Raw genomic sequence first — 22,971 nt, 5'->3', positions numbered from 1 at the left:
CGCCAGCCGACGACGACCCGTTCCAGGCAGTCGCGCGGAGATTGCTTGTGACAGAGACACGACTAGCCAACCGGTCGGCCAGTTGCGATCGAACGAGTCACAATCGAGATGCCCCGCGAACGATGAGCGAGCATGATACGCTGCGCGCTTCTCGGTGGGGCGATGAGGCAGTAGCTGTTCCTGAGCGTGGTAACAGAAGCCGGCGCAGTGGACCACCGCGCGGCGAGGTCTCGCTTCTTGATTTCAGCGAGACTAACGGCGTGCAGCGAGACAAAGTGCGCACGAAGCAGGGCATTACGACTGCGCACCTCGCTCGCCCGCACGCCGGAGCCACTGGTGGCAAGTGCTCGCTTGCGGGGGAAGCGAGCATTCCGACCAGAAGTACGCCGCGGGCTTGGCTCTGGATTGCCGCGACGTGGAAATTTTCCCTCGTCTGTTGGCGCCGGGAATAAGCATGCGATTGGCCATTGAGGAACCACTCTGACCGCGCGTGGAACACAAACTGTCTAGCGCGATTCCAAGCCAGCATCCTTGCTAGCGATCGAGTGGCATCTTGGCTGCAACGAGTGTGGTTTCTAACACAGCCAGGTCGTGTTCGAAGGAAAAGTCAGGCTCTTTTTCGCCGCGAATGATGCGCGCCAAATCGGCCAGGTCGGCTACATAGCGCGGGTAATCGCCAAAGCGGATTTCCTGATACCCTTGGCGATATTGGCCGCGCGCCTTGGAAAGGGTCAGCCTGACATTCGGCTCGTCGAGCGGTTGCACCTGGCAGGTCCCCTCGGTGCCACACACCACGATGTGCCGCCGGTCGCCTCCTTCGACCTCCAGCGTGCTAGACTTCACGGTGACCAAGGTTTTCGGATAGGTGAGCACCGCCAGCGTGCTATCGGCCAATCGATCGTCGATTGGTGCGACATGCTGCAAGAACGATGTGACCGCTTGCGGCCGTCCCAACAGCCCCACGACCAGGTCGATCAAATGGCTGCCGAATTCGAACATTGCGCCGCCCGCGAACTCAGCCAGCGGCCGGCGAGCGGCGGCATTGACCACTTTGCTCATCACGGCATTAACTTCAAACGGCGTGCCGAGCCAGCCGTCTGTTAGCGCTTTGCGCAATAATACGATGCCCGGGTTGTATCGATACATATAGCCCATCTGCACAACGAGATGCTTGCGGGCCGCGGTATCCAGAACGCGGCGGAAGCTCGGCAGGGATGCACCCCCCGGTTTTTCGAGATGAATGTGCTTACCGGCTTCGACAGCGCGCTGGGCCGCTGCAGTAAGATCAGGAACTGGCGTCTCGATGGTGACCGCGGCGAGCCCCGGGAAATTCAAGAGCTGCTCTTCGGTCAGAAAGGGGACGCCCTGGTACGCCGTGAGGTGACGTGCGGCCTGGGCCAGTTCGGTGTCGGGCTCGACAACGCCCACGACCTCGTAGTCGGCAGAGTCGCGTAGGACCTGCATCTTTCCCTGGGCGTGGGAATGTCCGGTGCCGATTTGTCCGATCTTGATGCGCGCCATGGTGGCAAACTCTCTCACAACGGCGTGTGCATTGCAACTTCCAGGTTGTTGGCGATCGCGATTGCCAAGATGCCTAGACCTCGATGGGTGCGGCCGGTTGTAGTCAACAAGGCATTACGGAAATGTCACGGGCGGCAAAATCCGCATCACCCGACTGCGGATTCTCCGTGCGACGGGCAACATTTTCGCTGGCCGCCAGCGCAGAATCGGGATAGGCTGAAGCTAGCGGAGCTAGAACAGCGTGCCGCGCGCGTTGGCTCGACAGGAGGGCGAAGCAACCGTGCCGAATTGGCTTCAGGGAAGCACCATGTCGGGAACGCTGATTGCCGGGGCCATCGTCCTGGGAGTCGTCATCATGGTCGTGATGGCGGTCGCGGTCGCAGTGCGGCCCGAGGACCACAGCCGCCGCAAAAACGGCGATCTGCCGCAATAGTGTCGTCGATCGGGCAGCGGCGGTGACCTATCGTTTACCGGAGGTCACCGCGAGTGCAAGAAGATCAAATCAAGTTGCTGTCGAACGCGGCCAGCGTGGCGCCAGAGGAAAATGAACTGGCCCAAAAGCTGGAACCGCTTTTGACGCAACTACGAATCACCATCAAGGTGTTCGCATTTTCTTTGTTAGTGCTTCTGAGCGTCGCCCTGTGCGCACGCTCTCCGAAAATCGCCCCACCGACGACAGAACTGACGAGCACGGTGCGTTGGGTGGCAATCTTTTCCGCGCCGCTGGCGTTTGCGCTGAGCAGAGCGTTGGCCCGCTCAGTCGTGCGGCGAGGTCGCAGCCAGCTTGTCGCGGGGGAGTTGAGCATCCCCGCCAATGCGTACGATATTTCGGCGTTGGGAGATGCCGGCAAGATGTACGACGTTTACCAAAGGCAGGCAATCCGGTCCGCGACCGTTGTTTTTGGTGCCGCCTTATTCTGCGTGGCTGCGGTTTATCTCGTCGGCAGCGTAGCCTCGTTAGGATTGAGCATCGTGCTGATGTTCTGGTTGCACGGCATGTACCCCCATGCAACGCGCGTAGCCGAGTGGATCGACAATGAATTACGGCTCGTCGACGACGAGCGAGTGATTGCGGCCCGCCGCTGGTAAGCGAATTCGTCAACGATACTAGGCGAATGTCGCGTCCTATTTGGTCAACCTCGCGCGATCCGCTCCCAATCCAGCGGCGCGTCCTTGTCGATCTCAGGCAGTTGCACCGCCATGGCCTCGGGATATTTCTGCGCGGCGCCGGTGTTGAAGATCACCACCCGTTCTTCGCTATCGATCCATTTCTCGGCGGCCAATTGTTCGACGGCGCCGATACAGGCGGCAGTTTCGGGGCAGACTGAAATTCCCTCGGTCGAGGTGCCGAGTGCCATCCAGAAGCGCAGCCGCGACTCGTCGACGGCCACGGCCCGGCCGCCGCTGGCGCGAATCGCATCAAGAATCATGAAGTCGCCCACGGCGGCCGGCACTCGAATGCCGCTGGCGATCGTTTTGGCATTTTCGAAGGGCTTGGCAAACCGCTCACCCGCCTCGAATGCCTGCACGATTGGCGCGCAGCCCGTCGACTGCACTGCCACCATGCGGGGGCGATATTCCCCTTCGATCCAGCCGAGTTCGGCCAGCTCTTCGAATGCCTTCCACATGCCGATCAGCCCGGTACCGCCCCCTGTGGGATATACGATCACATCGGGCAGTTCCCAGCCAAATTGCTCGGCGAGTTCCAGCCCCATCGTTTTTTTGCCTTCGATGCGATACGGCTCTTTGAGGGTCGACATATCGAACCAGTCGAGATGTTCTTTTCCCTCGCGCACGATGCGGCCGCAATCGTTGATTAGTCCGTTGACAAGAAACGTGCGGGCACCCGCCAGGCGACATTCGAGCTGATTGACGATGGGTGTATCGCGGGGCATGAAGACGAAGGCCTCCATGCCCGAGCGCGCGGCATAGGCGGCCATGGCCCCGCCGGCATTGCCAGCCGTGGGAATCGCCACGCGGCGGACGCCGAATTGTCCCGCCATCGTGATCGCCATCGCCAGGCCGCGGCTTTTGAAACTGCCGGTGGGGAGGCGCGATTCGTCCTTGATCCACAGGTTATCCAGCCCATAACGATGCCCCAGCCGGCGGCAGCGGAGAATCGGAGTCATTTGCTCGCCGAGCGAGACGATCGAACGATCGTCGGCCGGCGGCAGCAACTCGCGATAGCGCCACATCATAGGAGGTCGCTCGATCAGGTCGTCGCGGCTGACCGTGGCCCGCACCGCGTCGAGATCGTAGCGGACCCACAAGGGCCGGTCCTTGTGCAATGTTTGCAACTCGTTGGCAGGCAATTGCGTGCCATCGATGGCACTTTCCAGATGCGTGACGAAGCAGGGCATGAGTTTCTCGGGCAGTCGAACTAGTTTGTTGACTCTGGGGGCAGTGGTAGATAACGCCAGCTGACCCTTCGGGTTGTATCGTACGAGATTGTCCTTGCCAATCGGCACGGCCGAAACGACGTCCCGAACGTTTTAACAGTCGAGAATCTTCCGCGTGGCACCTGCCGATGGCGTCCGACTTCTGTAATTTGCGGTCACAGACCACAAGGAACCTGCCGCCGAAGTTCGATCTGCCTCGTGCCGGGAGAACGGAAACCAAGGATGCATCGGCGTGTGCCAATGGATATAATGCCCGCAGCCTGCCGGTGTGCGCAATCCCTCCCCCCGCGAGCGCAACTATGTCTGCCGCCCCGAAAATGTCTCTCGACGCCGCCGTCGCCAAGCACAATGGCGAGCATGCCCGCTCGACCTCGCTCAATCCGATGATGCCGTCGCGCGGTGATACGATCCGCGCCGGCTCGCGCCGCTGGTTCCTGCAAACCGGCACGGCGGGGTTGGCCGGGTTGTCGCTGGTGGATCTGTTTCGCCTGCGCACTGCCGCCGGGACGAGCGGTATTTCCGGCGGCAGCACCAATAGTAAAAAGTCGGTATTGTTATTCTGGCTTTCGGGCGGCCCCAGCCATATTGATATGTGGGATCCTAAGCCCACCGCGCCTCAGGAAATCCGCGGTCCGTATCAATCGATCAACACGGGCGTGCCAGGCATCGCCGTGTGCGAGCATCTGCCGCTAACCGCGCAGATCATGCCGAAGCTGTCGATCATTCGCTCGGTCGATTGTTCGGCCAGCAATCACACGCCCGTCACCATGCAGTCGGGCAACGCCCTCGCGCGCCGCACCGACGACGGCAACGACGGGCAGGGCTATCCTTCGATGGGGTCGGTCGTCGCGCGGTTGCGCGGACCCAACGCGGCGAACTTGCCGGCCTTCGTCGGATTGGCCGATACTTGGAAATCCGACGTGTGGGGCGCTGGCCACTTGGGAAACCGCTACGAGCCGGTCAATGGCAAGGAGTTGCCTGGGCGCCTGGCCATGCCCAAGGGAATCGAAGTGCCACGGGTGCGCGATCGCGATGCCTTGCGTCAGGAGTTCGATCGCTTTCGCCGTGACCTGGATCTGACGCGTGGCATGGAAGGCGCCGATCGCTTTTCACAAATGGCTGTCGATATGGTCACGAGCGAACACGTACGGCGCGCTTTCGACGTATCGCAGGAAACCGCAATGACGCGCGACGCATACGGCGCCGGTAGCCTTGGCGAAAAAGCGCTGCTCGCGCGTCGACTGGTCGAAGCCGGCGTCACATTTGTTTTGGTCAGCGGCGCTTGGGGCTACTTCGATCATCATGGCGACGAAGTCCACTGGGGCGGCATCCAAAAAGGCCTGACCCCTATCCTGCCCTCGCTGGATCGTGCGCTGTTTGCCCTGATGAAGGATTTGGAAGCGCGGGGACTGCTGGATTCGACGCTGGTCCTGGTCATGGGAGAATTTGGCCGCACACCGGTAATGACACCGACGGCCGGCCGCGGACATTGGACCAATTGCATGTCGATGATCGTGGCTGGTGGCGGGTTGCCGTGCGGCCAGGTGATTGGCAGCACGGACCGCCGGGGCTATGACATTGCCGAAACGCCGGTTCGACCGGCCGACCTGGCAGCGACGGTGTTTCATCACCTCGACATCGATCTCGCGTCGCAATGGGTCAATCCGCAAGGGCGGCCGATCCCCATCGTCACCGAAGGGGGACGATTGATTCCGGGGCTGTGCTAGACGGGCACATACCGCGGCGATCAGGCAAGCAGTTTTTCCATCCTTGCCAGTTACTGTAGTATTCGCACGCTCGCGAGATTGTTATGCCGTCCATTCATGCACGCCGCGCTCGAAGAGTTGGCGGATTGTTGTTTGTCGTAGTCGCAGTCGTGGCGATCGTGGGCGTCCGCCAAAAAGTTCTTACGGATCGCGCGGCTGAGAACGGTAACTCACACGCGAGCTCCGGCACGCGCGCCGGCGATCGGCCGACGGTCACGCCCAAGCAATCATTAGCCGCGCTCCTCGACAACAAGATGCCGGTACGCCTGCTGCGGCTGGTCGCTTACGATCCGGTCACCGAGGCACAACTTTCCATCTCGCACCTGAAATCGCTAGGCCGGCCCGGGCAGAAGTTTACATTCGTCGGCGATTATGACGAGCTGCGCGGTGCCACCGTCGTTGACACGATTTCCAGGCTCGGCGGCTCGATCAAGCCGGGTCAGCATGTGTCGGCGATTATTTTTTCCGCCGGCGAGCGTCCCCTCTACCCGGCCAACGCCCGCGGGCTGTTGCAAGTGATCCAAGTAGTTGAACAGTCGCTGGCTGCGGGGGACGGCGCGAACAACATCCTCAGTGCGGACCTGGCGAAGCGGCTCTCGCCCGAGGCACTTGCCGCGCTCGACAACCACGATGTTGCGGCGGGACATTGGGCGAATTATCGGCCGTTTTATCACGCCTATGAGCAGGCAGTCGCGCAATTGCGCGAGGACGACCCCATGGCCTTGAAGTACATCGGCAATATCGACCACGATTGGCACCCGCTTGGTTATGCGCAGGCCATAGGGAGGTTGAGCGGCACGGCGCCGGATCTGTCGGTCGAGCTTGATGGCAAGATGCTACCGGTTCTCCATTTCGGAGCCCGCGTGTTCCTGGTCGCCAACGCAGAACTCGCCGATCTGACGGGGCAATGCCTGATCGATTTCGACGATCCCACAAAGCAACGCATTCCCGAGTTGGATATGATCGCGGCGGAGGGATCGCCGTAGGGGCGCTTCAGCGTTGCATTCGTGGTTTCACTGAAGTGCTCCCTTCGTCTGGGCGGTCTACGGACATCGAATCTTTGGTTGATGCGTCGTGAAACTATTTCCCGGAGCACTAATCGTGGTTGATCCCTCACGTGCCCGTGCCAGGGTGCTACCTCTCGATGCATGATGGGGCGTCAATCTGGAGCTCTTCGAGCGCCATTTGGTTTGTGTGAGCATCGATTTTCACAGGCCGCGACCCTTGCCGAAACGGCAGGTCGGTGTTTAAGCTAGATTCTGCTGCTAGCTGGTGCGTCGACCCACGGTATGCGACCGCCACTGGCCACGATTGCTGCGCACAGGTGATTCGTGAAAATCTGGCCGTTTGGCGAGTTTGAACTTCCCTCCTTTCGGCCCCACCCATTATTGCGCAACGGGCATCTGCAGACGCTGGCCGGCGTGTTTCTTCCCGGTCCCCTGCCTGACTATAGTGCCGCCCAGCACCGGGTGACGCTGGACGACGGCGATCAGATTATTCTGCACGACGACTGTCCGGCAGATTGGCCGGCTGGCGGCCAAACGGCCCTCTTGATGCATGGCTTGGGGGGCTGCCACCAGAGCGTTTATATGCGGCGGATCGCCGACAAGTTGCGGGCCCGCAAGGTACGCGCTTTTCGCATGGATCTGCGCGGCTGCGGAGCGGGCGTCGAACTGGCGCGGCTTCCTTACCACAGCGGTCGCTCGGCGGACGCTGTGGCAGCGCTGCGTTATATCGCGAACCTTTGTCCCGGGTCGCCGGTGGCGATGATCGGGTTCTCTCTCAGCGGAAATATCGCGCTCAAGCTGGCGGGCGAGTTATCCAGCGCCACACCGGCCAATTTGCAAAGTGTGATGGCCGTCTGCCCACCGATCGACCTCTCGGCCTGCTCGCAATGGATCAGCCGCTGGCGGAATCGTGTTTACGATCGATACTTTGCCAAGCTATTGCACCGGCAACTGGACGAACGCCGGGTGCGGGCGCCGCATGCCGCGGTAGTCGATTTTATCCGCCGGCCAAAACAACTGCGCGAGATCGATGATTGGTTCACGGCGCCCGTCTGTGGGTTTGGCACGGCCGAGAACTACTATCGCGAATGTAGTTCGGCGCCGCTGCTGCCCGAGATTCGGCTGCCGACCTTGATCCTGGCCGCGGCTGACGACCCGCTGGTTCCGCTGCATTCGCTTGCGAACTTACCGCGATCACGGTCGACGACACTGCGCGTCGCCCGGCATGGCGGCCATCTGGGGTTCATCGGTGCCCGAAGTGGCGATCCCGATCGTCGCTGGCTCGATTGGCGCGTCGTCGAGTGGGTGCTGGCTCTTGCGGGCACGCACAGCACGTCGTCTGCTCGTATTGGTACGGCAGCGGCCGCGCTAAGCACCTAGCTGTAATCGGCCGGCGGTGCCCGTAATTCGGCGATTTCATTTGCTGGGCCTCTTGTGCCAGCTGCGTTGTACGAAATTCTTGCCTGCTCGCAACGCTGCCCCCATAATGGCTGCCACTTGTGGTGGACGTATCGGCGATTTTCAGGGGGCATCTGATGCTGCGGATATTTTCGGCGAGCGTGATTCTTGCGCTATTGTTGGCGCCAGTCCAGGCAGAGGACGCCGAGCAGCGGCGCTGGGTCGGTGTGCGCGTCATGCCGAAGAAGGGCTGCCAATTGATAGTAGACGGCCGCGCCGTGGACGATTCACGGCGCAACAATTTGCCGTACGTTGTGGCTGAAGCCAAGGACGATTTGCTGCTCGTCGGTGGTCGCGTGCAAGGATGGGCGAAAATCGACGACATGTTGCGAATGACCGATGCTCTGGATTACTACACCAAACTGATCAAGGCCGAGCCCGAATCAGCATGGGCGTACGAACAGCGGGGCGTCACTCTTGTGGAAGGGCAGTACTTCACGGCGGCGATTAAAGATTTCACGACTGCTCTCAAAATTGACCCCTCGAATGCGCAGGTCGCTAGTCGTCGCGGCATGGCTTGGAGCAGCCAAGGGAATCCGCAGAAGGCCATTGAGGACTTGGACGAAGCGATTCGCCTCGATCCACAATACGCGATGGCTTATGTCAACCGCGGATTACTCTGGGATCAGCGCGGCCGCGATGAGAAGGCCGTCCCCGACTACTTCAAGGCGATCCAGATAGATCCGGAATGCGCCGTGGCCTATAACAACCGTGGCCTGATCTGGAAACGCGTCGGAAAATTCGACCAGGCCCTGGCCGACTTCGACAAAGCGATTCGTGCCAATCCCAGATTTTCGATCGCATTCAGCAATCGTGGTCTGCTCCGGCACGAACGCAGGCAGTATGACGACGCCATTCTCGATTACAACGAAGCGATTCGCGTCGACCCGGAAAATGCGCTAGCGCTTCAAAACCGGGCTGTCGCTTGGCAGGCGATTGGCCAGTCCGATAAGGCAATCGATGATCTAAACGAGGTTATCCGCCTTGCCCCTCGCAAGATTTACGCCTATGTCGTGCGCGGAACGACTTGGACCCAAAAGGGAGAATACGGCAAAGCCGTGGCCGACTTTACCAAAGTCATCGGCCTTGCCCCCAAGTTTCCCGACGCCTTTATCGGGCGCGGCGAAGCCTATTTTCATCAGGGACTTACGGGCAAAGCGATCGACGACTTCGAAAAGGCGCTGGAGCTCGATTCCAAAAGCATCAACGCTCGCAAAAGCCTTGCTTGGGTCCTAATGGCAACCGCTGACGCCAAGTATCGCGATGTCGATCGCGCGGTGCGGACGGCCAACATGGCCCGCTCGCTATCCAAGGATAAAGATCCCGAGGCCCTGGCCGTACTAGCCAATGCCTGTGCCGAAAGCGGCGATTTCGCCAGCGCTGTGAAATGGATAGGTAAGGCAATCGAGCAGCAGCAGGTTCAAACGCTGCGCGCGGAATGGACAAAACGTCTGGCGTTGTACAAAGAAGGGCAACCGTTTCGCGATGTAGCGCCAGAGCAGAGTGTGGAGCGTCCGAGTTGCACGCCCTAGCAAGGCTAAGAGCGCGAGTGGTTGGTTGATGGCGTGCCGTAAGCCGCCAGGGCGTTATCGATCATAGTGATCGTCCACTCACGGGTCTCATGGTTCCAGACGCAAACGTGTTCCACCCCGGGCTGCAAAAAGTGCAGCACCAGGCTAGCTGGACTCCGGCCTAAAACCTCTTCGACCGCCAGCGCGTACAGCGACATTTGCAATTCATAGGCCTGCGCTGCTTGCGGCACCGAGTCGGCCGCGACGCGGTTGGTCTTGTAGTCGACTAGGTGCCAATCGCCGGATCGATCCTGATACAGGCAATCGATGAAACCCTGGATCATGCGCCCCTGGCGCGGCTGGCCCGGTGGCCATGCCAAGAGAAATTCCAACTCGCGATGAACGACCTGCGCCGTTCGCAGCGCTGCGGCCCGCGACGACTGCAAGAAACGTTCGATCAGCGTGATCGCTGTAGCAGGTTCCGTCGTCGTCGCGGCAAAGTGCCGGGATTGCTCGCGACGACAACGGGCCGCGACGTCGTCCTTGCCCGAGAAATCGATTTGAGCCAGCACAGCGTGTACCAAGGTTCCAAGCTCGGTTGCGTCGCTCTCCTGATCCGCCGATAAGGTTTCGGCCGCTGGTGTTTCACGTAGCAATGGATCCTGCAACGCCGCATCGTTCTTCGCGAAGTTGCCAGCCAGCCGCGAAAAGGAAAACACCCGTCGCGCCGCCAGATCGGGCGTTACCGGTTCGACGATGCGCGGCGCATGGCCACCGCCATTAACCACGCAATCGCGCGTCGCCGCGGCCACTGCCGCCAGATCGACGCGCGATGTCCCCTGTATAACGCCACTAGGGACGTCCGGTTGAGAGAGCGTGACCGTGACCTGTGGCCGTGCATAGCCCGCCGGCAGCTTGGCTTTGAATTCACCAGTGCGCAGCTCAAACCGGCTGGCCAACAGTTCCAGCCAGCCGCCCGTCGGTTTTTCGATATCTCGCAGCCCGGCCGACAGGATCAAATGATCGGCGGCCCGCGTTGTCGCGACGTATAGCAGGCGGATCTCCTCGTCGGCCTCTTCTTGCTCATCGAGCATGCGGTACAGGTCCAGTCCGCACGGGCCCGTTTCGTCTGGTCCCAAGTTGGCGCGCAGGAGTGGCCCCAACTCGCGACTGAAAGCCATCGCTCCGCGCATGCCACCGGGACTACGCGACAAGTCCGGTACGACGACCACCGGAAACTCCAGTCCCTTGGCCTGATGAATGGTCATCAGACGAACGACGGTGCTCGATTCGAGTTCGACCGGCGCTAGCGGCTCGTCCGGCTGCTGCGAAACAAATTCGGCCAGCTCGTGAATGAAATCCGCCAGCGTGAAGATGCCCGATTGGTCGAAACTGCGAGCATGGTCGACCAGCTTGCGCAGGTTGGCCAACTTGCGCTCGCCAAGAAACTCGGCCACCAGCAAAGCGTCGTAGCCCGTGCGCTCGAGCGCTTCGCGTATCAGTCGGGCGATGGGAAGCCGGTCCTTCCGCGCTCGCAAATACACCAGAGTCTCGGCGGCGAATTGCGCACGGCCGCGTTGTGCTTCGTCCAGTTGAGACGGCAATCGGGTGGCAAACAGACCAGCGGCCAATCCGTTGGCGTGCTGTGCGAGCCAGAACAAGGTTTCGTCTGCCAGCGAGAAAAAAGGGCTGCGCAGTACGCCTGTCAGGCTGACCAGGTCGTGCGGAGCTTCCAGTGTCCGCAATAGGTTCAACAGGTCGAAGACCTCTTGCTGCGCGTAGAACGCCGCCCCGCCGACCAGGTAATAGGGAATGGAATAATGTCGCAGCGCCTCTTCGTAATATTGCACATCCGATAAAGCGCGAAACAGAATCGTGACATCGCCCGCCGCGGCCGGCCGTGTCTCGTTCTTGCTTCGGTCGTGGATTAGCATGTCGCCCGCGGCAAACATGCCGGCCAGCCGTCGCGCGATCCAGTCAGCCTCTTGGCGGCGCAGCAACTCGGCCGTGGGCTTCTGCGTGTTGTCGTCCCCGAGCGTGGCCCAGAGGAACTCGATCGCTGGTTGATCTGTCAACGGTGTTCGATCGGCATGCAGGGCTTCGTAAGCGGGGCCCAAACGATCGCAGAACAGCGCGTTGACAAAGTCGAGCACGGCCGGCTGACTGCGAAAATTCTTGGTCAGGGGTAGGCGACCCTCTTGCGGGATGCGCTCGCGCAGCTGGCGAAACACGCGCGGATCGGCGCCGCGAAAGCGATAGATCGATTGCTTCGCATCGCCGACAAAGAACAGCTTGCCCTGTTCCAGCTGGTCGCCGCAGAGAACTTCCACTAATTGGACTTGCAACGGGTCGGTGTCCTGAAACTCGTCGACCAGCAATAGCACCAACCGCGACGACAGTTGCTTGCGCAGATCAGGCCCGTGGGGGCCCTGCAACAGATCGCGGGCCTGAATCAGCATATCGTTGAAGTCGAGCATGCTCATTTCGCGCTTGTGCGCCTCATAAGCCGCGATGATGGGCTCGGCCACGCGGAGCAGCGCCAAACCGGCCGCGGCACTTTCGCGCGAGGCGGCGACAGCGATGCCCAAGCGATCGACTTTCTTATCGATCCAGTCGCGCAGTGCGCTTGCCGCGTCGCGGAACTGATCATAAACCTCAAGGCTGTGCCACTGCTTGGCGCTGCCACCCCCTTGCACCTTGGCATTCTCACGAATCGCGGTCAGCAAGCCGAGGAGGTCGTCGGATTCCGCCAGGGCAGCGAAGGCAATCGTCAGCGCGCCAAATCGCTCGCACATTACCTGATTTGTAGGAGTCCAACCGGCCATGATCTTGCCGATATCTTCGACTTGCGGCAGTGCCAGGAATTCCTCGCGCACCAGCGGCAGAACCTGCTCGCGCTCGACTTTGCGCCATCGCGCGACCAGGTCGTCAGGCGTTACATCGGTCCACACGTCGAAATCGATGTCATGCCGCCGCCCGAGCAGGTGCTGAACCATCTCGCGGACGCGTGGCAGTCCGAACATGACGATCAAATTCAGCAGATCCTCGTTGCGTTCTCCGAGTTGCGCGCGCAACTGGTCGTCCATCTGCTCAGCGAACAACGTGGCCGCCTGTCCCGGCTGCAAGACCTGAAAGCGTGGATCGATACCAGCTTCGACGGCGTGCGAACGCAATAGGGATCCGCAAAACGAATGGATCGTGCTGACACGGGCTGTCTCGAGCTCGCGCAACAGCTTCAGCCAGGCGGCCGCTTCTTCTTCACCTGCAGCGTGTTGCAAACGTTCGCGACATTTGCGGCGCACCCGCTCGCGCATTTCGCGCGCCGCGCGGTCGGTAAAAGTGATGGCAATCAATCCGGCCATGGGCGCCGCTTCGTCCGCGCCGCCGGGAGCCAGGTGCGACAGATAGCGCTCGACCAGGACGTGCGTTTTGCCGCAGCCGGCGCCGGCCGACAGCGCAATCGACACATCGCGTGTCTCAACCGCGCGGCGCTGCTGTTCGGTCAGGCCTGGTCCGCTGTGAGCTGCCATGTGCTGCTCTTCTCCAGGGATCGAATGTGATTGATCCGGCAGACGGTGCGAAAATCGCAATAACTGGTGCATTGCTCGTCGCGACTGACGACCGGAAAGTTGCCCGCCTCGATGCGTTCCACCAACTCGACGACGCGGGCCGTATTCACGGTCAGCAACTGTTGCCAGTGATCCGTTTGCGCCAGCTTGTCATCGACCTGCTCTCGAATCGCCACAGCTTGCTTCGCTGGGTAGCCGCCGTCGGAAACAAACCAGTATCCAGTGGCCCAGGGAAGCCGTCCGGCGCGGGCAAACAACTGCTCGGCCGCCAGCACGTACAGAAACGTTTGCAATGCATCGCCCGACTCGATGGCCTTTTTGGCGTGGCGATTCGCGCGACCGGTCTTGTAATCGAGAACGTTGAACACCGGCGCGCCAGCGATGCGTCCCACGTCGACACGATCGATTCGTCCGCGGACCTGCACGCTGCGGTCGCCCGCGGTGAGCACGAGCGGTTTCGTGCTCGACAGCGGATCGTCGCTCGGAGAATCGTCGCCAAACGAAACCTCAAAATGGGCGGGCACAAGACATTCTTCGAAGGCGCGCCATTGATCATCGTACTTGGCATGCTGGACGAGATATTCCTCCAGCCATTGCCGGAGCAGGCGGCGATCGATCTCGGCCAGCGCCGCCTGAAAAGGCTGCATACGCCCCGCGTTGCGGACGGCCATTTCGGCCAGCAACTGCTCGGACGCCTGGCGAAATGCGACCTGGGCCTCGGGCGCGGCGGGAGAGACAGGCTTCCCTAGCGTAGCATTCAACTCGCGGTGCAGCCGCGCCAGGGCATCGTGCAACGCCGATCCGCGCGCCATCGAATCGGTCGACAGCTCCAACCCCTCAATCGGTTCGACGTGTAGTACGCGCGCCAGAAAAAACCGGTAGGGGCAGCCTCGATACTCTTCCAGACGGCTGGCGCTCCAGCGCTCGTCTAGTGGAAACTGTTTCGCCAACTGTGTACGCGCTGCATCGCTCGTGAGCATGCCCTCGAAGGGGCCAAAGCCCGCTCGCTCGGCACGACTGGCGATCGTATCCAGGCCGGCCATGATGTTTTGAAAGACAACCGAGGTTTCGGTTCGCTGAGCCAGACTGGCTAACATGCCGACCGACGCAGCGGACGTCTCGGCTGCTGCGGCGCGGGATCGGCCCTTACCTTTTTTAGCCGTGGAGCGCGCTGTCGAACTTGCGGAAGAAGACTTCCGATCCCGGCCGACCGCTTGTGCGACTGCCAGCAAGCGTTGATCCGCTGCGCCGGCAATGTCGTCCGCGCGGGGCAGGGGACTGAGGTCCTCGACGCGCAATCGTGCAACCTTGTTGCCGCAAACTTGTTCGAGCTCGGCCAGATAAGGGCTCGGTAAAAGCGGCTGACCTTTGTCGTCTAAACCGGGATAACTAAGATACAGTCGCCGCCGGGCACGGGTCACGACTTCGTAGAACAGCAGCATCTCCTCTTGGCTTGCCTCGGCATGTAGCGTCAGGTCCAATCCGGCGCCGACGAATCGCTCGTATTCCGCCTCGCTGTACAAGCGGTCGGCCCGTTCTGCCGGCGGAAACGCGCGTTCCGACATACCAGCGAAAAAGACATAGGGAATCGACAAGGCACGAGCGCTGGCGGCCGACAGCACGCGAATTCGTCCCACTTCGTCCTCAAGGCCCGGCAAACTTCCCGTATGCACCACATCGATCAGAAAATCGAGCAGTTGCCGTCCATCGAGTAACTCGGGATTCTCATCAGTACCCAAGGCGAAACGTGCCGACGCCGTTAGAGACTCGATCATCAGCTCCCAGGCAGCGCGATCGCGTACGGCTATGGGATCGATGCTGCCCGGCTTCCAAGCGCGTGTCAAACCGGTGTCGCCGGCAAGCGCTGCCAAAGCGCGTGCCCAATCCGCGTACGATGCCTGCACGGGCAAGCGGTCGAAAGCCCTTGCCATTCGTTCCACCAGCGCCAGCGTTTCGCGGGCGCTTTTCTGATCTTTAGCATTGTCTCCAGCATCACTAGCCAGGCGGCGCAAGCCGGCCAGTAGCGGCTCTCGACCACGTGCCAGTTGCAAACTGCGAATCGTGGCATCGGCTGCTACCGCGACGGCGCCTGCGCGCGACTCGGGCCATTCGGGTTGAAAATAGTTGTTCGTCAGTAGCGCCACGAGCGAGCGAAAGGGCCAATCCTCTACGTGCAATCGCAAGAGCGCCACCAGCGCCACGGCCACCGGCACTTGCCGCAGCGGACGCCCCTCGTCGATCGCATAGGGTAGTCCTAACTCGTCGAATGCTTCGCGCACTAAAGTGGCGAGCGCCCCAGGCGACCGTAATACCACAGCGATGTCCCCCGGCGGCACGCCAGCGCCATCGCGTGAATCGGGGTCACCCTCGACCAGTAATCGCTTGATGTGCCGCCCGACGAGATACAGTTCGTCGATCGCACGGGCGGCTTCGATCACCTCGATGCCGGCTGTTGTCGACGCAGGACGCACTAATCGGGGACTTTTGAAAAGCTCCGTTTCGACATGCGCCAGCGCCGGCCAGCGGGGCTCTGCCGGCCGCGGGCGCCAGTCGATTGTCACAGCACGCTGGGGTTTCCCGAATTTGGCCAGCGTGCGGCGTGGCTTGGCGAACAAGTCCGCGCGATGCGGCTCTTTCTCTAGCGGCAAAGAAACGTGCAGCGTCTCGGCGCGCTCGGCCAGAATATCGAGAATCTCGTGCTGCGTGCGGGTGAAGTCGGTAAAGCCGTCGACGACCACGCAGCGCACTTTGTCGAAGGGACGTGTTTGGCCATCGTTTAGCAATTCACGGGCGGTCCAGAAACGTCCTTCAACATCGTAAAACTGATGTTGGTTGAGGTAGTCCTGGTAGCCGCGATAGAGCGCAACCAGCTCGCGATCTTTCTGCTGCCGCCCGCGCTTGTGGCAAGCCTGCTCGAAGTCGTCAGGCCAGATCTCGTAGCGTTTCAGCTCGCTAATAAACTCGGTGGCCAGATCGACCAGGCCCGTTGTGCCGGCAATCGGCCGAAAGTGTACGAGGCGACCGTCGTGGGCCGCCGTGCGAATGAGGCGTCGCACGATCTGCCGTTTGACCAGATCGGTAATCGGCTGCACGACCCTATCGCTGGCGGCCAGCACCTGTTCGGCGAATTGCGCAAAAGTCATCACGGCCGGCCGGAAGCAGGCGCCTAACGTGTCGTCCAGCAATCGGCCGCGCACGTCGGCCGCGCTGCGATGCGTCGGCGCAATCCACAGCGTGCCGCCCAATCCGGCCGATGCGACAGCTTTCCGGTAGTGCGCGAGCAACCAGTCGGTCTTGCCGCTGTCGGCCGGCCCCGCGATGACGACCACGCTCCCTGGCATTCAGACATCCCTCCGTGTGGCACAGCGATATAGTATTGTCCCGGACGCCAAGGGACTGCACAAGGAACCTGCCGATCGGCATCTTCTCGATAGGACGTTCGCGCCGTAGAATTCTTCGGCTTGCGATGCATTTTTGTGTGCGAACCCCCCAAGACAACAGCTACCCGAGTGACTTGGCCATGAACGCTGAGAGCGAAATGCCGCTAGAGATTACCTGCCGTAGCGTGAAGGAAAAACTGGACGCGGGCGAGCCTTTTTTGTTGATCGATTGTCGCGAAGCTGACGAATATGCCGTCGCGCGCATCGAGGGAGCCCGCCTGCTGCCGATGAGCGAATTGGCGACCCGGCTGGACGAGCTCGTGTCCTACCGCGATCAGGAAGTTGTCATTCATTGCCATCATGGCGGGCGCAGCGAGCGTGTAGCAAGATGGCTGCGTGGGCAGGGCTACAACAAGGCCTGCACCATGGCCGGCGGCATCGACCGTTGGGCCGAAGAGATCGACCGCAGCGTGTCACGCTACTAATACGCGAGCGTTGGGCGCCGCGTGCTGCGATCGGCGCGAGCCATTGCGCCAAGGGACCTCGGCGGCTCATCTGCGCCGCTTGAAAGGGTCCACTTCTTGACCTATAAAGGTCTGGTTAGCCGAAGTGGCGGAATTGGCAGACGCGCAACGCTCAGGACGTTGTGGCCGTAAGGTCGTGGAGGTTCGAGTCCTCTCTTCGGCACTAACAATCCAGCCCGGCGACCGGCCTTGCAGCCGGCCGCCGGAGCGAGGATTTCTTAACCGGTCGCCCCGAAATATCGTCTCAGCCGGTATGGCCCCGGGGTATTCTCTGCGCCCGCGATTCTTTGGGCCGGCATGACACGGGCATATCGAGCACTGGTATCGATTTTTGTGTCTCTTCGCGCTTTTCGTGGCCATTCCTTGTATTCCCTCAGCCTGCCAAAGAGGTTGCCACCAAAAGCACGAAGAGGCACAAAAGTAAGATCGCCGGGAGGAGCATGCTCGGGTCTCCACGTGCGTCCGTCAGGTGTTGAGGCCTGGGATTCAAGAATTGGAAACTCGCCCTGATGTGTTGCAGCGGCCGGATGCTCGCAGCGCAAAAACAATCCGGCAGCCAGTGGCTGGCTGCCGGATTGTACACTCTGTTGGGCCGGTCGTAGTTGGCAGGTGTTCACGTCGCAGCAACACATGCAGCCGCGGCGCTTACGAATCCTGCCGATTACGAGCTCAGCTGTGTTGCGACGGCGTTAAACGTGCTGTTCGCACTGGTGCCGATCTGTTGAATGGCTGTCAAGCAGACGACCACGATCAACGCCAACATCACCGCATATTCCACTGCGGTTGGGCCATCCTCGGCAGCGAGGAAGCGTAGAATCTTCGCGGCATACGGTCTCATGGCTGTAGCCTCCACGATCTAGGGGACCGCCCCTGGCCGGATGAACATCCGACTGGAAATGACGCAGCGACGGTCGCCAAAAACTATTCGCAAAAAGCAGGCCGAGCTCGTGCCTCTAGTGGAAACACTATGTCATATTCGTCCGCTGTCAAAGAGAATCGCAAAGGTAGGTTTTAGTTTTGTGGCGACGAGGAAATTCCGCGGGCGGGCCGAGATAACATGATCGGGGGGGCTTGCCGGGTTAGCCTCGCTTGGGCCGCGGCACGCGACCGCCGGTCCCGGAGCTGCGTCCGCGTCGTTTGCCTCGTTTTTCCCGCGTGGCGTGAACCTCGACTTCGTTCCGCTTGCGGCCGATCGAGTCGCGTAACTGGCTGATCCGATCGCGGAGTGATGCGGCACGTTCGAATTCCAGCGATTCGGCCGCTGCCAGCATTTCGCCTTCCAACTCCTGAATGTATTCCTCGGTAATGTATTCGGCCTCATCGCTACGCCCGACGGCCCGGTTGGCCTCGGCATGGGCGGCTGCCTGCGATTCGATGCCGGACTTGATCGTTTTGCGAACCGTCTCGGGCGTGATGCCGTGCTCGACGTTGTACGCCTGCTGCAAGGCGCGGCGACGCATGGTCTCATCGATCGCGTTCTGCATTGATACGGTCACGCGATCGGCATACAGCATCACCTTGGCATTTACATTGCGGGCCGCGCGGCCGATGGTCTGCATTAGCGAGGTTTCGCTGCGCAGAAAACCCTCCTTGTCGGCGTCGAGAATCGCTACCATCGAGACCTCGGGCAGATCGAGCCCTTCGCGCAGCAGGTTCACGCCCACCAGTGCCTCGAAGCGCCCTTCACGCAGCTCGCGCAGATGTTCGACTCGCTCGAAGGCATCCAGCTCGCTGTGCAGCCACTTGCACTTCACGCCTTGCTCGGTGAGATAGTACGACAGGTCCTCGGCCAGTCGCTTGGTGAGCGTGGTGACCAGCACGCGCTCGCCCACGGCCGCTCGCTCGCGTATTTGCCCCAGCAAATGCGGCACCTGGCCGCGGGCAGGGCTGACTTCGATCACCGGGTCCAACAGGCCGGTCGGCCGAATCACCTGTTCGACGACTTCGCCACCGGTCTGCCCCAATTCGTACGGACCAGGCGTGGCCGAGACATAGATGACCTCGCGGACTCTCTTCTCCCATTCATCGAATCGTAGCGGACGATTATCGAGTGCGCTGGGAAGCCGGAAACCATGCTCGACTAATGTCGATTTACGGCTGAAATCGCCGGCGAACATGCCACGAATCTGCGGCACCGTGGCATGCGACTCGTCGATGAACATCATGAAGTCGTCGGGAAAATAGTTGAACAACGTATCAGGGGTTGAGCCGGCCGGACGGCCCGACAGCGGCCGGCTGTAGTTCTCGATGCCCGGACAGTAGCCCACCTCCAGCAGCATTTCGATATCGAACCGCGTCCGGGCATTTAAACGCTGTGCCTCGAGCAGCTTGCCATTATCGCGCAGCTGGGTCAGACGCTGATCGAGTTCTTCCCGTATAGCCTGCACGGCCGACTCGATTCGCTCTTCGGGCAGGACGAAGTGCTTGGCCGGATAGACGTATAGTTCTTCCTCGACCGATATGACTTCGCCGCTGGTGGGATTGATGATCGAGAGCTTCTCGATCTCGTCCCCCCAGAACTCGATGCGAAGAGCGTACTCTTCGTAAGACGGCCACAGCTCGACGCAATCACCGCGAACGCGGAATTTAGCCCGAGCGAACTCCACGTCGTTGCGCTCGTATTGCACGTCGACCAGCTTGCGCAATAGCTCGTCGCGGTCGGTCTCTTGACCGCGCCGCATGCCGATGACCATGGCCCGATAATCCTCGGGCGATCCCAAGCCATAGATGCACGAGATGCTGGCCACGATGATCACATCGCGCCGGCTGACCAGCGCGCTGGTCGAGGCCAACCGCAGCCGGTCGATCTCTTGATTGATCGAGGCGTCTTTCTCGATGTAAATATCGCGCTGCGGGATGTAGGCCTCGGGCTGATAATAATCGTAATAGCTGACGAAATAATGGACGGCGTTATAAGGGAAGAAATCTTTGAACTCGCCGTACAGCTGTGCGGCCAAGGTCTTGTTATGCGATAGCACCAACGTTGGCTTTTGGATGTTCTGGATAACGTTCGCCATGGTGAACGTCTTGCCCGAGCCGGTCACTCCCATCAGCACTTGCTGCTTGCGTTGCGCGCGCAAGCCCTCGGTCAGCGTGGCAATGGCTTGCGGCTGATCACCGGCCGGTTGAAAGGGGCTCTGCAGGCGGAATTCCACGCGGGGGTTCCTTCCGTGAACAACAAGCGGATGCACGCATGGCGAACTTGTTATTCTACCTATTCTGACTCTGCGGACGAGTGCCGCTGTGGCGCGGGTGATCGAAATCGCGCGCACGTACTGGCATCGCCGCACGCGAGTGCTGTGTACGAATCGAGGGCGCGGACGCACACATGCGGGGGACAGAACAGGAGCAGCGTGCCGTCTAGCGCTTCTTGCGGGCGATGGCGCGTTGCATGGCAGTGCCCATGTCGGCCGGGCTTTGCGCCACTTCGATGCCGGCGGCTTCCAGCGCGGCGATCTTTTCAGTGGCCGTTCCCTTGCCACCCGAGATGATCGCCCCGGCGTGTCCCATCCGCTTTCCAGGAGGCGCGGCACGGCCGGCGATGAACGCGGCCACGGGCTTGGTGACGTGCTCGCGAACGAAAGCCGCGGCCTCTTCCTCGGCCGTGCCGCCGATTTCGCCCATCATCAGGATCGCTTCGGTGGCAGGATCGGCCTCGAACAGCCGCAGCACGTCGATGAACGATGTGCCCACGATCGGATCGCCACCCAGTCCAACGCACGTCGATTGGCCCAGTCCGAGACCTGTCAATTGCCAGGCGGCTTCGTAGGTCAGCGTGCCCGATCGGCTCATCAAGCCGACAGGCCCTTTGCGATGAATGTGACCCGGCATAATGCCGATCTTGCACTCTTCGGGCGTGATCACACCGGGGCAGTTCGGACCGACGAGCTCCGACTTGCTGTGCCGCGCGACATCGTAGACACGCACCATGTCGATCACTGGTACGCCCTCGGTAATCGCGATCACGGTTTTGATGCCCGCGTCGATCGCTTCCAGGATGGCATCGGCGGTGAAGGCGGGGGGGACGAAGATCATCGTGGCATCGGCGCCGGTTTGCTGCACCGCTTCGACTACAGTGTCGAACACCGGGAGACCCAGTATCGACTCGCCCCCTTTGCCCGGCGTGACGCCCCCCACCATCTTGGTCCCGTAGTCGAGGCATCCCTTGGTGTGAAATTGCCCGACTTTACCCGTGATACCCTGACAAAGGACGCGGGTGTTCTTATTGATCAGAATACTCATGTTCGACTCGTATTACAGTGCGGGCAGAATTTCTGTTGGCATTTTGGAGCGGGAGACGGACGACGCCGATTTGATTAGGCAACAGCGGCCGCCACGACCTTTTTGGCAGCGTCGGTCAGGCCCTCGGCGCTGATGATGCTTGCGCCGCTGGTGGCGAGGATTTTGCGCCCTTCGTCGACTTCGGTCCCTTCCAGGCGCACGACGAGCGGCACGTTGAATCCCACGGTCTTGTAGGCGGCCACGACGGCGTTGGCGATGGTGGTGCAACGCATGATCCCGCCGAAGATGTTCACGAGCACGGCCTTGACGTTCTTGTCCGAAAGCAGGATGCGGAAGGCCTCGGTCACTTGATCGACATTCGCCCCACCGCCGACATCGAGAAAATTGGCCGGCGAACCGCCGTGCAGCTTGATCAGATCCATGGTGCTCATGGCCAACCCGGCGCCATTGACGAGGCAGCCGATATTGCCTTCGAGCTTGACATAGCTGAGTCCCGCGGTGGCGGCGCGAACTTCGGCCGGCTCTTCCTCGGACATGTCGCGGTATTCGGCCAGATCCTTATGGCGGAACATGGCGTTATCGTCGAAGGTCATCTTGGCGTCGAGCGCCAATAGGTCGCCGGCGCTGGTGACAACCAGTGGATTGATCTCGGCCAGGCTGCAATCACTCTGCACGAATACGCGGCAAAGCCCCTTCATGAACTTCTCTGCCGAGGCGACGCTGGCTCCCTTCAGCCCTAGCTTGGCCGCCAGCTTGCGGGCCTGGTAGCTTTCCAGACCGGCCGTGGGGCTGAAGCGTTCGTGATAGATCAGCTCGGGCGTCTTGGCCGCGACGTCTTCGATGTTCATGCCCCCTTCTTGCGAGACCATCAGCACCGGACCCGCCGCCGCGCGATCAACGACGATACCCAAGTACAACTCGCGGGCGATGTCGCAGCCTTCTTCGACCAATACCTGGCGGACGGTCTGGCCGGCCGGGCCGGTTTGGATCGTCTCCAGCGCGTGGCCAATCAGGTTGCCCGCCACGCGGGCCGCATCGTCGGCGCTGCGCACCAGTTCGACACCGTGCTGCTTGGCATTGTCTTTGATCGTTCCCTTGCCACGTCCGCCGGCATGGATTTGGGCCTTGACCACGGCCAGTGACCCGCCCAGCGTGCGAAACGCTTCGGCGGCTTCGGCTGCGGTTTTCGCCACGATGCCGCGGGGCACGGCGACGCCGGCCTTGCGGAGAATCTCTTTCGCTTGAAACTCGTGAATCTTCATCGCTCGCTCTATCGCTGAGGGAGGAAACGCCGGCCGGAACGTGGGGCGTGCGAGGCATGCAAACCGCGGATTATAGGTGCGGCCTGCGCCGATGGTCAAGGAGCGCGCGGCGCCCCGAATCAACTGCGCGCGGCAAAACCAAGATCCTGGCATGCAGCGCGCAAGTCGCGTTTTTGCTTGCGATTCATTCATTCTTAATTGACGCTATCTGCCGCGGGACGTCTGGAACTAGAGGGGTAGTCCTCGTCAGCCAGTGATGCCTTCTGCGGTGCTATACTTGGCCAATTGGCAAGCGCGATTCTTCCCCGGTAGAGCGGCGGTAAAACGGCACG

Annotated in this window: 15 protein-coding genes and 1 tRNA gene; 8 read left to right on the top strand and 8 right to left on the bottom strand. The window is 61.0% G+C overall.

Going from position 1 to position 22,971, the window contains the following annotated elements; all coding sequences use genetic code 11:
• Window positions 1-534 precede the first annotated feature (534 nt).
• The gene (locus tag VGG64_20095; GenBank protein ID HEY1601914.1) at window positions 535-1,521 is read right to left on the bottom strand and encodes a Gfo/Idh/MocA family oxidoreductase; all 987 of its coding nucleotides are present in this window, start codon (window positions 1,519-1,521) and stop codon (window positions 535-537) included.
• 280 nt (window positions 1,522-1,801) lie between these two features.
• On the opposite strand from VGG64_20095, the gene VGG64_20090 reads away from it, so the two are divergent.
• Window positions 1,802-1,954 carry a hypothetical protein gene (locus VGG64_20090; GenBank protein HEY1601913.1) on the top strand — a complete coding sequence of 51 codons (153 nt, stop codon included), beginning with the start codon at window positions 1,802-1,804 and terminating at the stop codon, window positions 1,952-1,954.
• Window positions 1,955-2,007: 53 nt separating this feature from the next.
• A complete protein-coding gene (locus VGG64_20085; GenBank protein HEY1601912.1) occupies window positions 2,008-2,610 on the top strand; it encodes a hypothetical protein in 603 nt (200 codons plus the stop codon).
• 44 nt (window positions 2,611-2,654) lie between these two features.
• Here the strand turns inward: VGG64_20085 and VGG64_20080 are convergent, their stop codons facing one another.
• Window positions 2,655-3,881, bottom strand: coding sequence for a threonine synthase (locus VGG64_20080; protein ID HEY1601911.1), 1,227 nt, complete (start codon window positions 3,879-3,881; stop codon window positions 2,655-2,657).
• Window positions 3,882-4,219: 338 nt separating this feature from the next.
• Between VGG64_20080 and VGG64_20075 the strand changes: the two genes are divergently transcribed.
• From VGG64_20075 to VGG64_20060, 4 genes are all read left to right on the top strand, one after another.
• The gene (locus VGG64_20075; protein ID HEY1601910.1) at window positions 4,220-5,647 is read left to right on the top strand and encodes a DUF1501 domain-containing protein; all 1,428 of its coding nucleotides are present in this window, start codon (window positions 4,220-4,222) and stop codon (window positions 5,645-5,647) included.
• Between the two features lie 83 nt (window positions 5,648-5,730).
• Entirely contained in the window at window positions 5,731-6,672 is a 942-nt protein-coding gene (locus VGG64_20070; GenBank protein ID HEY1601909.1) for a hypothetical protein, read from the top strand.
• A 345-nt stretch (window positions 6,673-7,017) separates the two neighbouring features.
• Window positions 7,018-8,073, top strand: coding sequence for an alpha/beta fold hydrolase (locus VGG64_20065; GenBank protein HEY1601908.1), 1,056 nt, complete (start codon window positions 7,018-7,020; stop codon window positions 8,071-8,073).
• Between the two features lie 155 nt (window positions 8,074-8,228).
• On the top strand, window positions 8,229-9,683 hold the full coding sequence (locus tag VGG64_20060; GenBank protein HEY1601907.1) for a tetratricopeptide repeat protein: 1,455 nt from the start codon (window positions 8,229-8,231) through the stop codon (window positions 9,681-9,683).
• A gap of 5 nt (window positions 9,684-9,688) precedes the next feature.
• Here the strand turns inward: VGG64_20060 and VGG64_20055 are convergent, their stop codons facing one another.
• Window positions 9,689-13,192 (bottom strand): UvrD-helicase domain-containing protein, encoded by a 3,504-nt coding sequence (locus VGG64_20055; protein ID HEY1601906.1) that lies wholly within the window; start codon window positions 13,190-13,192, stop codon window positions 9,689-9,691.
• Window positions 13,165-16,572, bottom strand: a complete 3,408-nt coding sequence (locus VGG64_20050; protein HEY1601905.1) for a PD-(D/E)XK nuclease family protein — start codon at window positions 16,570-16,572, stop codon at window positions 13,165-13,167. The genes VGG64_20055 and VGG64_20050 overlap by 28 nt, the downstream gene beginning before the upstream one ends.
• 179 nt (window positions 16,573-16,751) lie before the next feature.
• Between VGG64_20050 and VGG64_20045 the strand changes: the two genes are divergently transcribed.
• Window positions 16,752-17,096, top strand: coding sequence for a rhodanese-like domain-containing protein (locus tag VGG64_20045; GenBank protein HEY1601904.1), 345 nt, complete (start codon window positions 16,752-16,754; stop codon window positions 17,094-17,096).
• Window positions 17,097-17,214: 118 nt separating this feature from the next.
• Window positions 17,215-17,298: transfer RNA gene (locus tag VGG64_20040), tRNA-Leu, on the top strand.
• 498 nt (window positions 17,299-17,796) lie between these two features.
• Here the strand turns inward: VGG64_20040 and VGG64_20035 are convergent.
• From VGG64_20035 to sucC, 4 genes are all read right to left on the bottom strand, one after another.
• The gene (locus VGG64_20035; GenBank protein HEY1601903.1) at window positions 17,797-17,973 is read right to left on the bottom strand and encodes a Flp family type IVb pilin; all 177 of its coding nucleotides are present in this window, start codon (window positions 17,971-17,973) and stop codon (window positions 17,797-17,799) included.
• 241 nt (window positions 17,974-18,214) lie between these two features.
• Entirely contained in the window at window positions 18,215-20,290 is a 2,076-nt protein-coding gene (gene uvrB, locus VGG64_20030; GenBank protein ID HEY1601902.1) for an excinuclease ABC subunit UvrB, read from the bottom strand.
• 205 nt (window positions 20,291-20,495) lie between these two features.
• Window positions 20,496-21,377 (bottom strand): succinate--CoA ligase subunit alpha, encoded by an 882-nt coding sequence (gene sucD, locus VGG64_20025; GenBank protein HEY1601901.1) that lies wholly within the window; start codon window positions 21,375-21,377, stop codon window positions 20,496-20,498.
• Between the two features lie 74 nt (window positions 21,378-21,451).
• Window positions 21,452-22,639 carry an ADP-forming succinate--CoA ligase subunit beta gene (gene sucC, locus VGG64_20020; protein HEY1601900.1) on the bottom strand — a complete coding sequence of 396 codons (1,188 nt, stop codon included), beginning with the start codon at window positions 22,637-22,639 and terminating at the stop codon, window positions 21,452-21,454.
• Window positions 22,640-22,971 lie beyond the last annotated feature (332 nt).

The organism is Pirellulales bacterium, assembly GCA_036490175.1.
Lineage (GTDB): Bacteria > Planctomycetota > Planctomycetia > Pirellulales > JACPPG01 > JACPPG01.
This window is presented reverse-complemented; position numbering and strand designations above follow the sequence as displayed.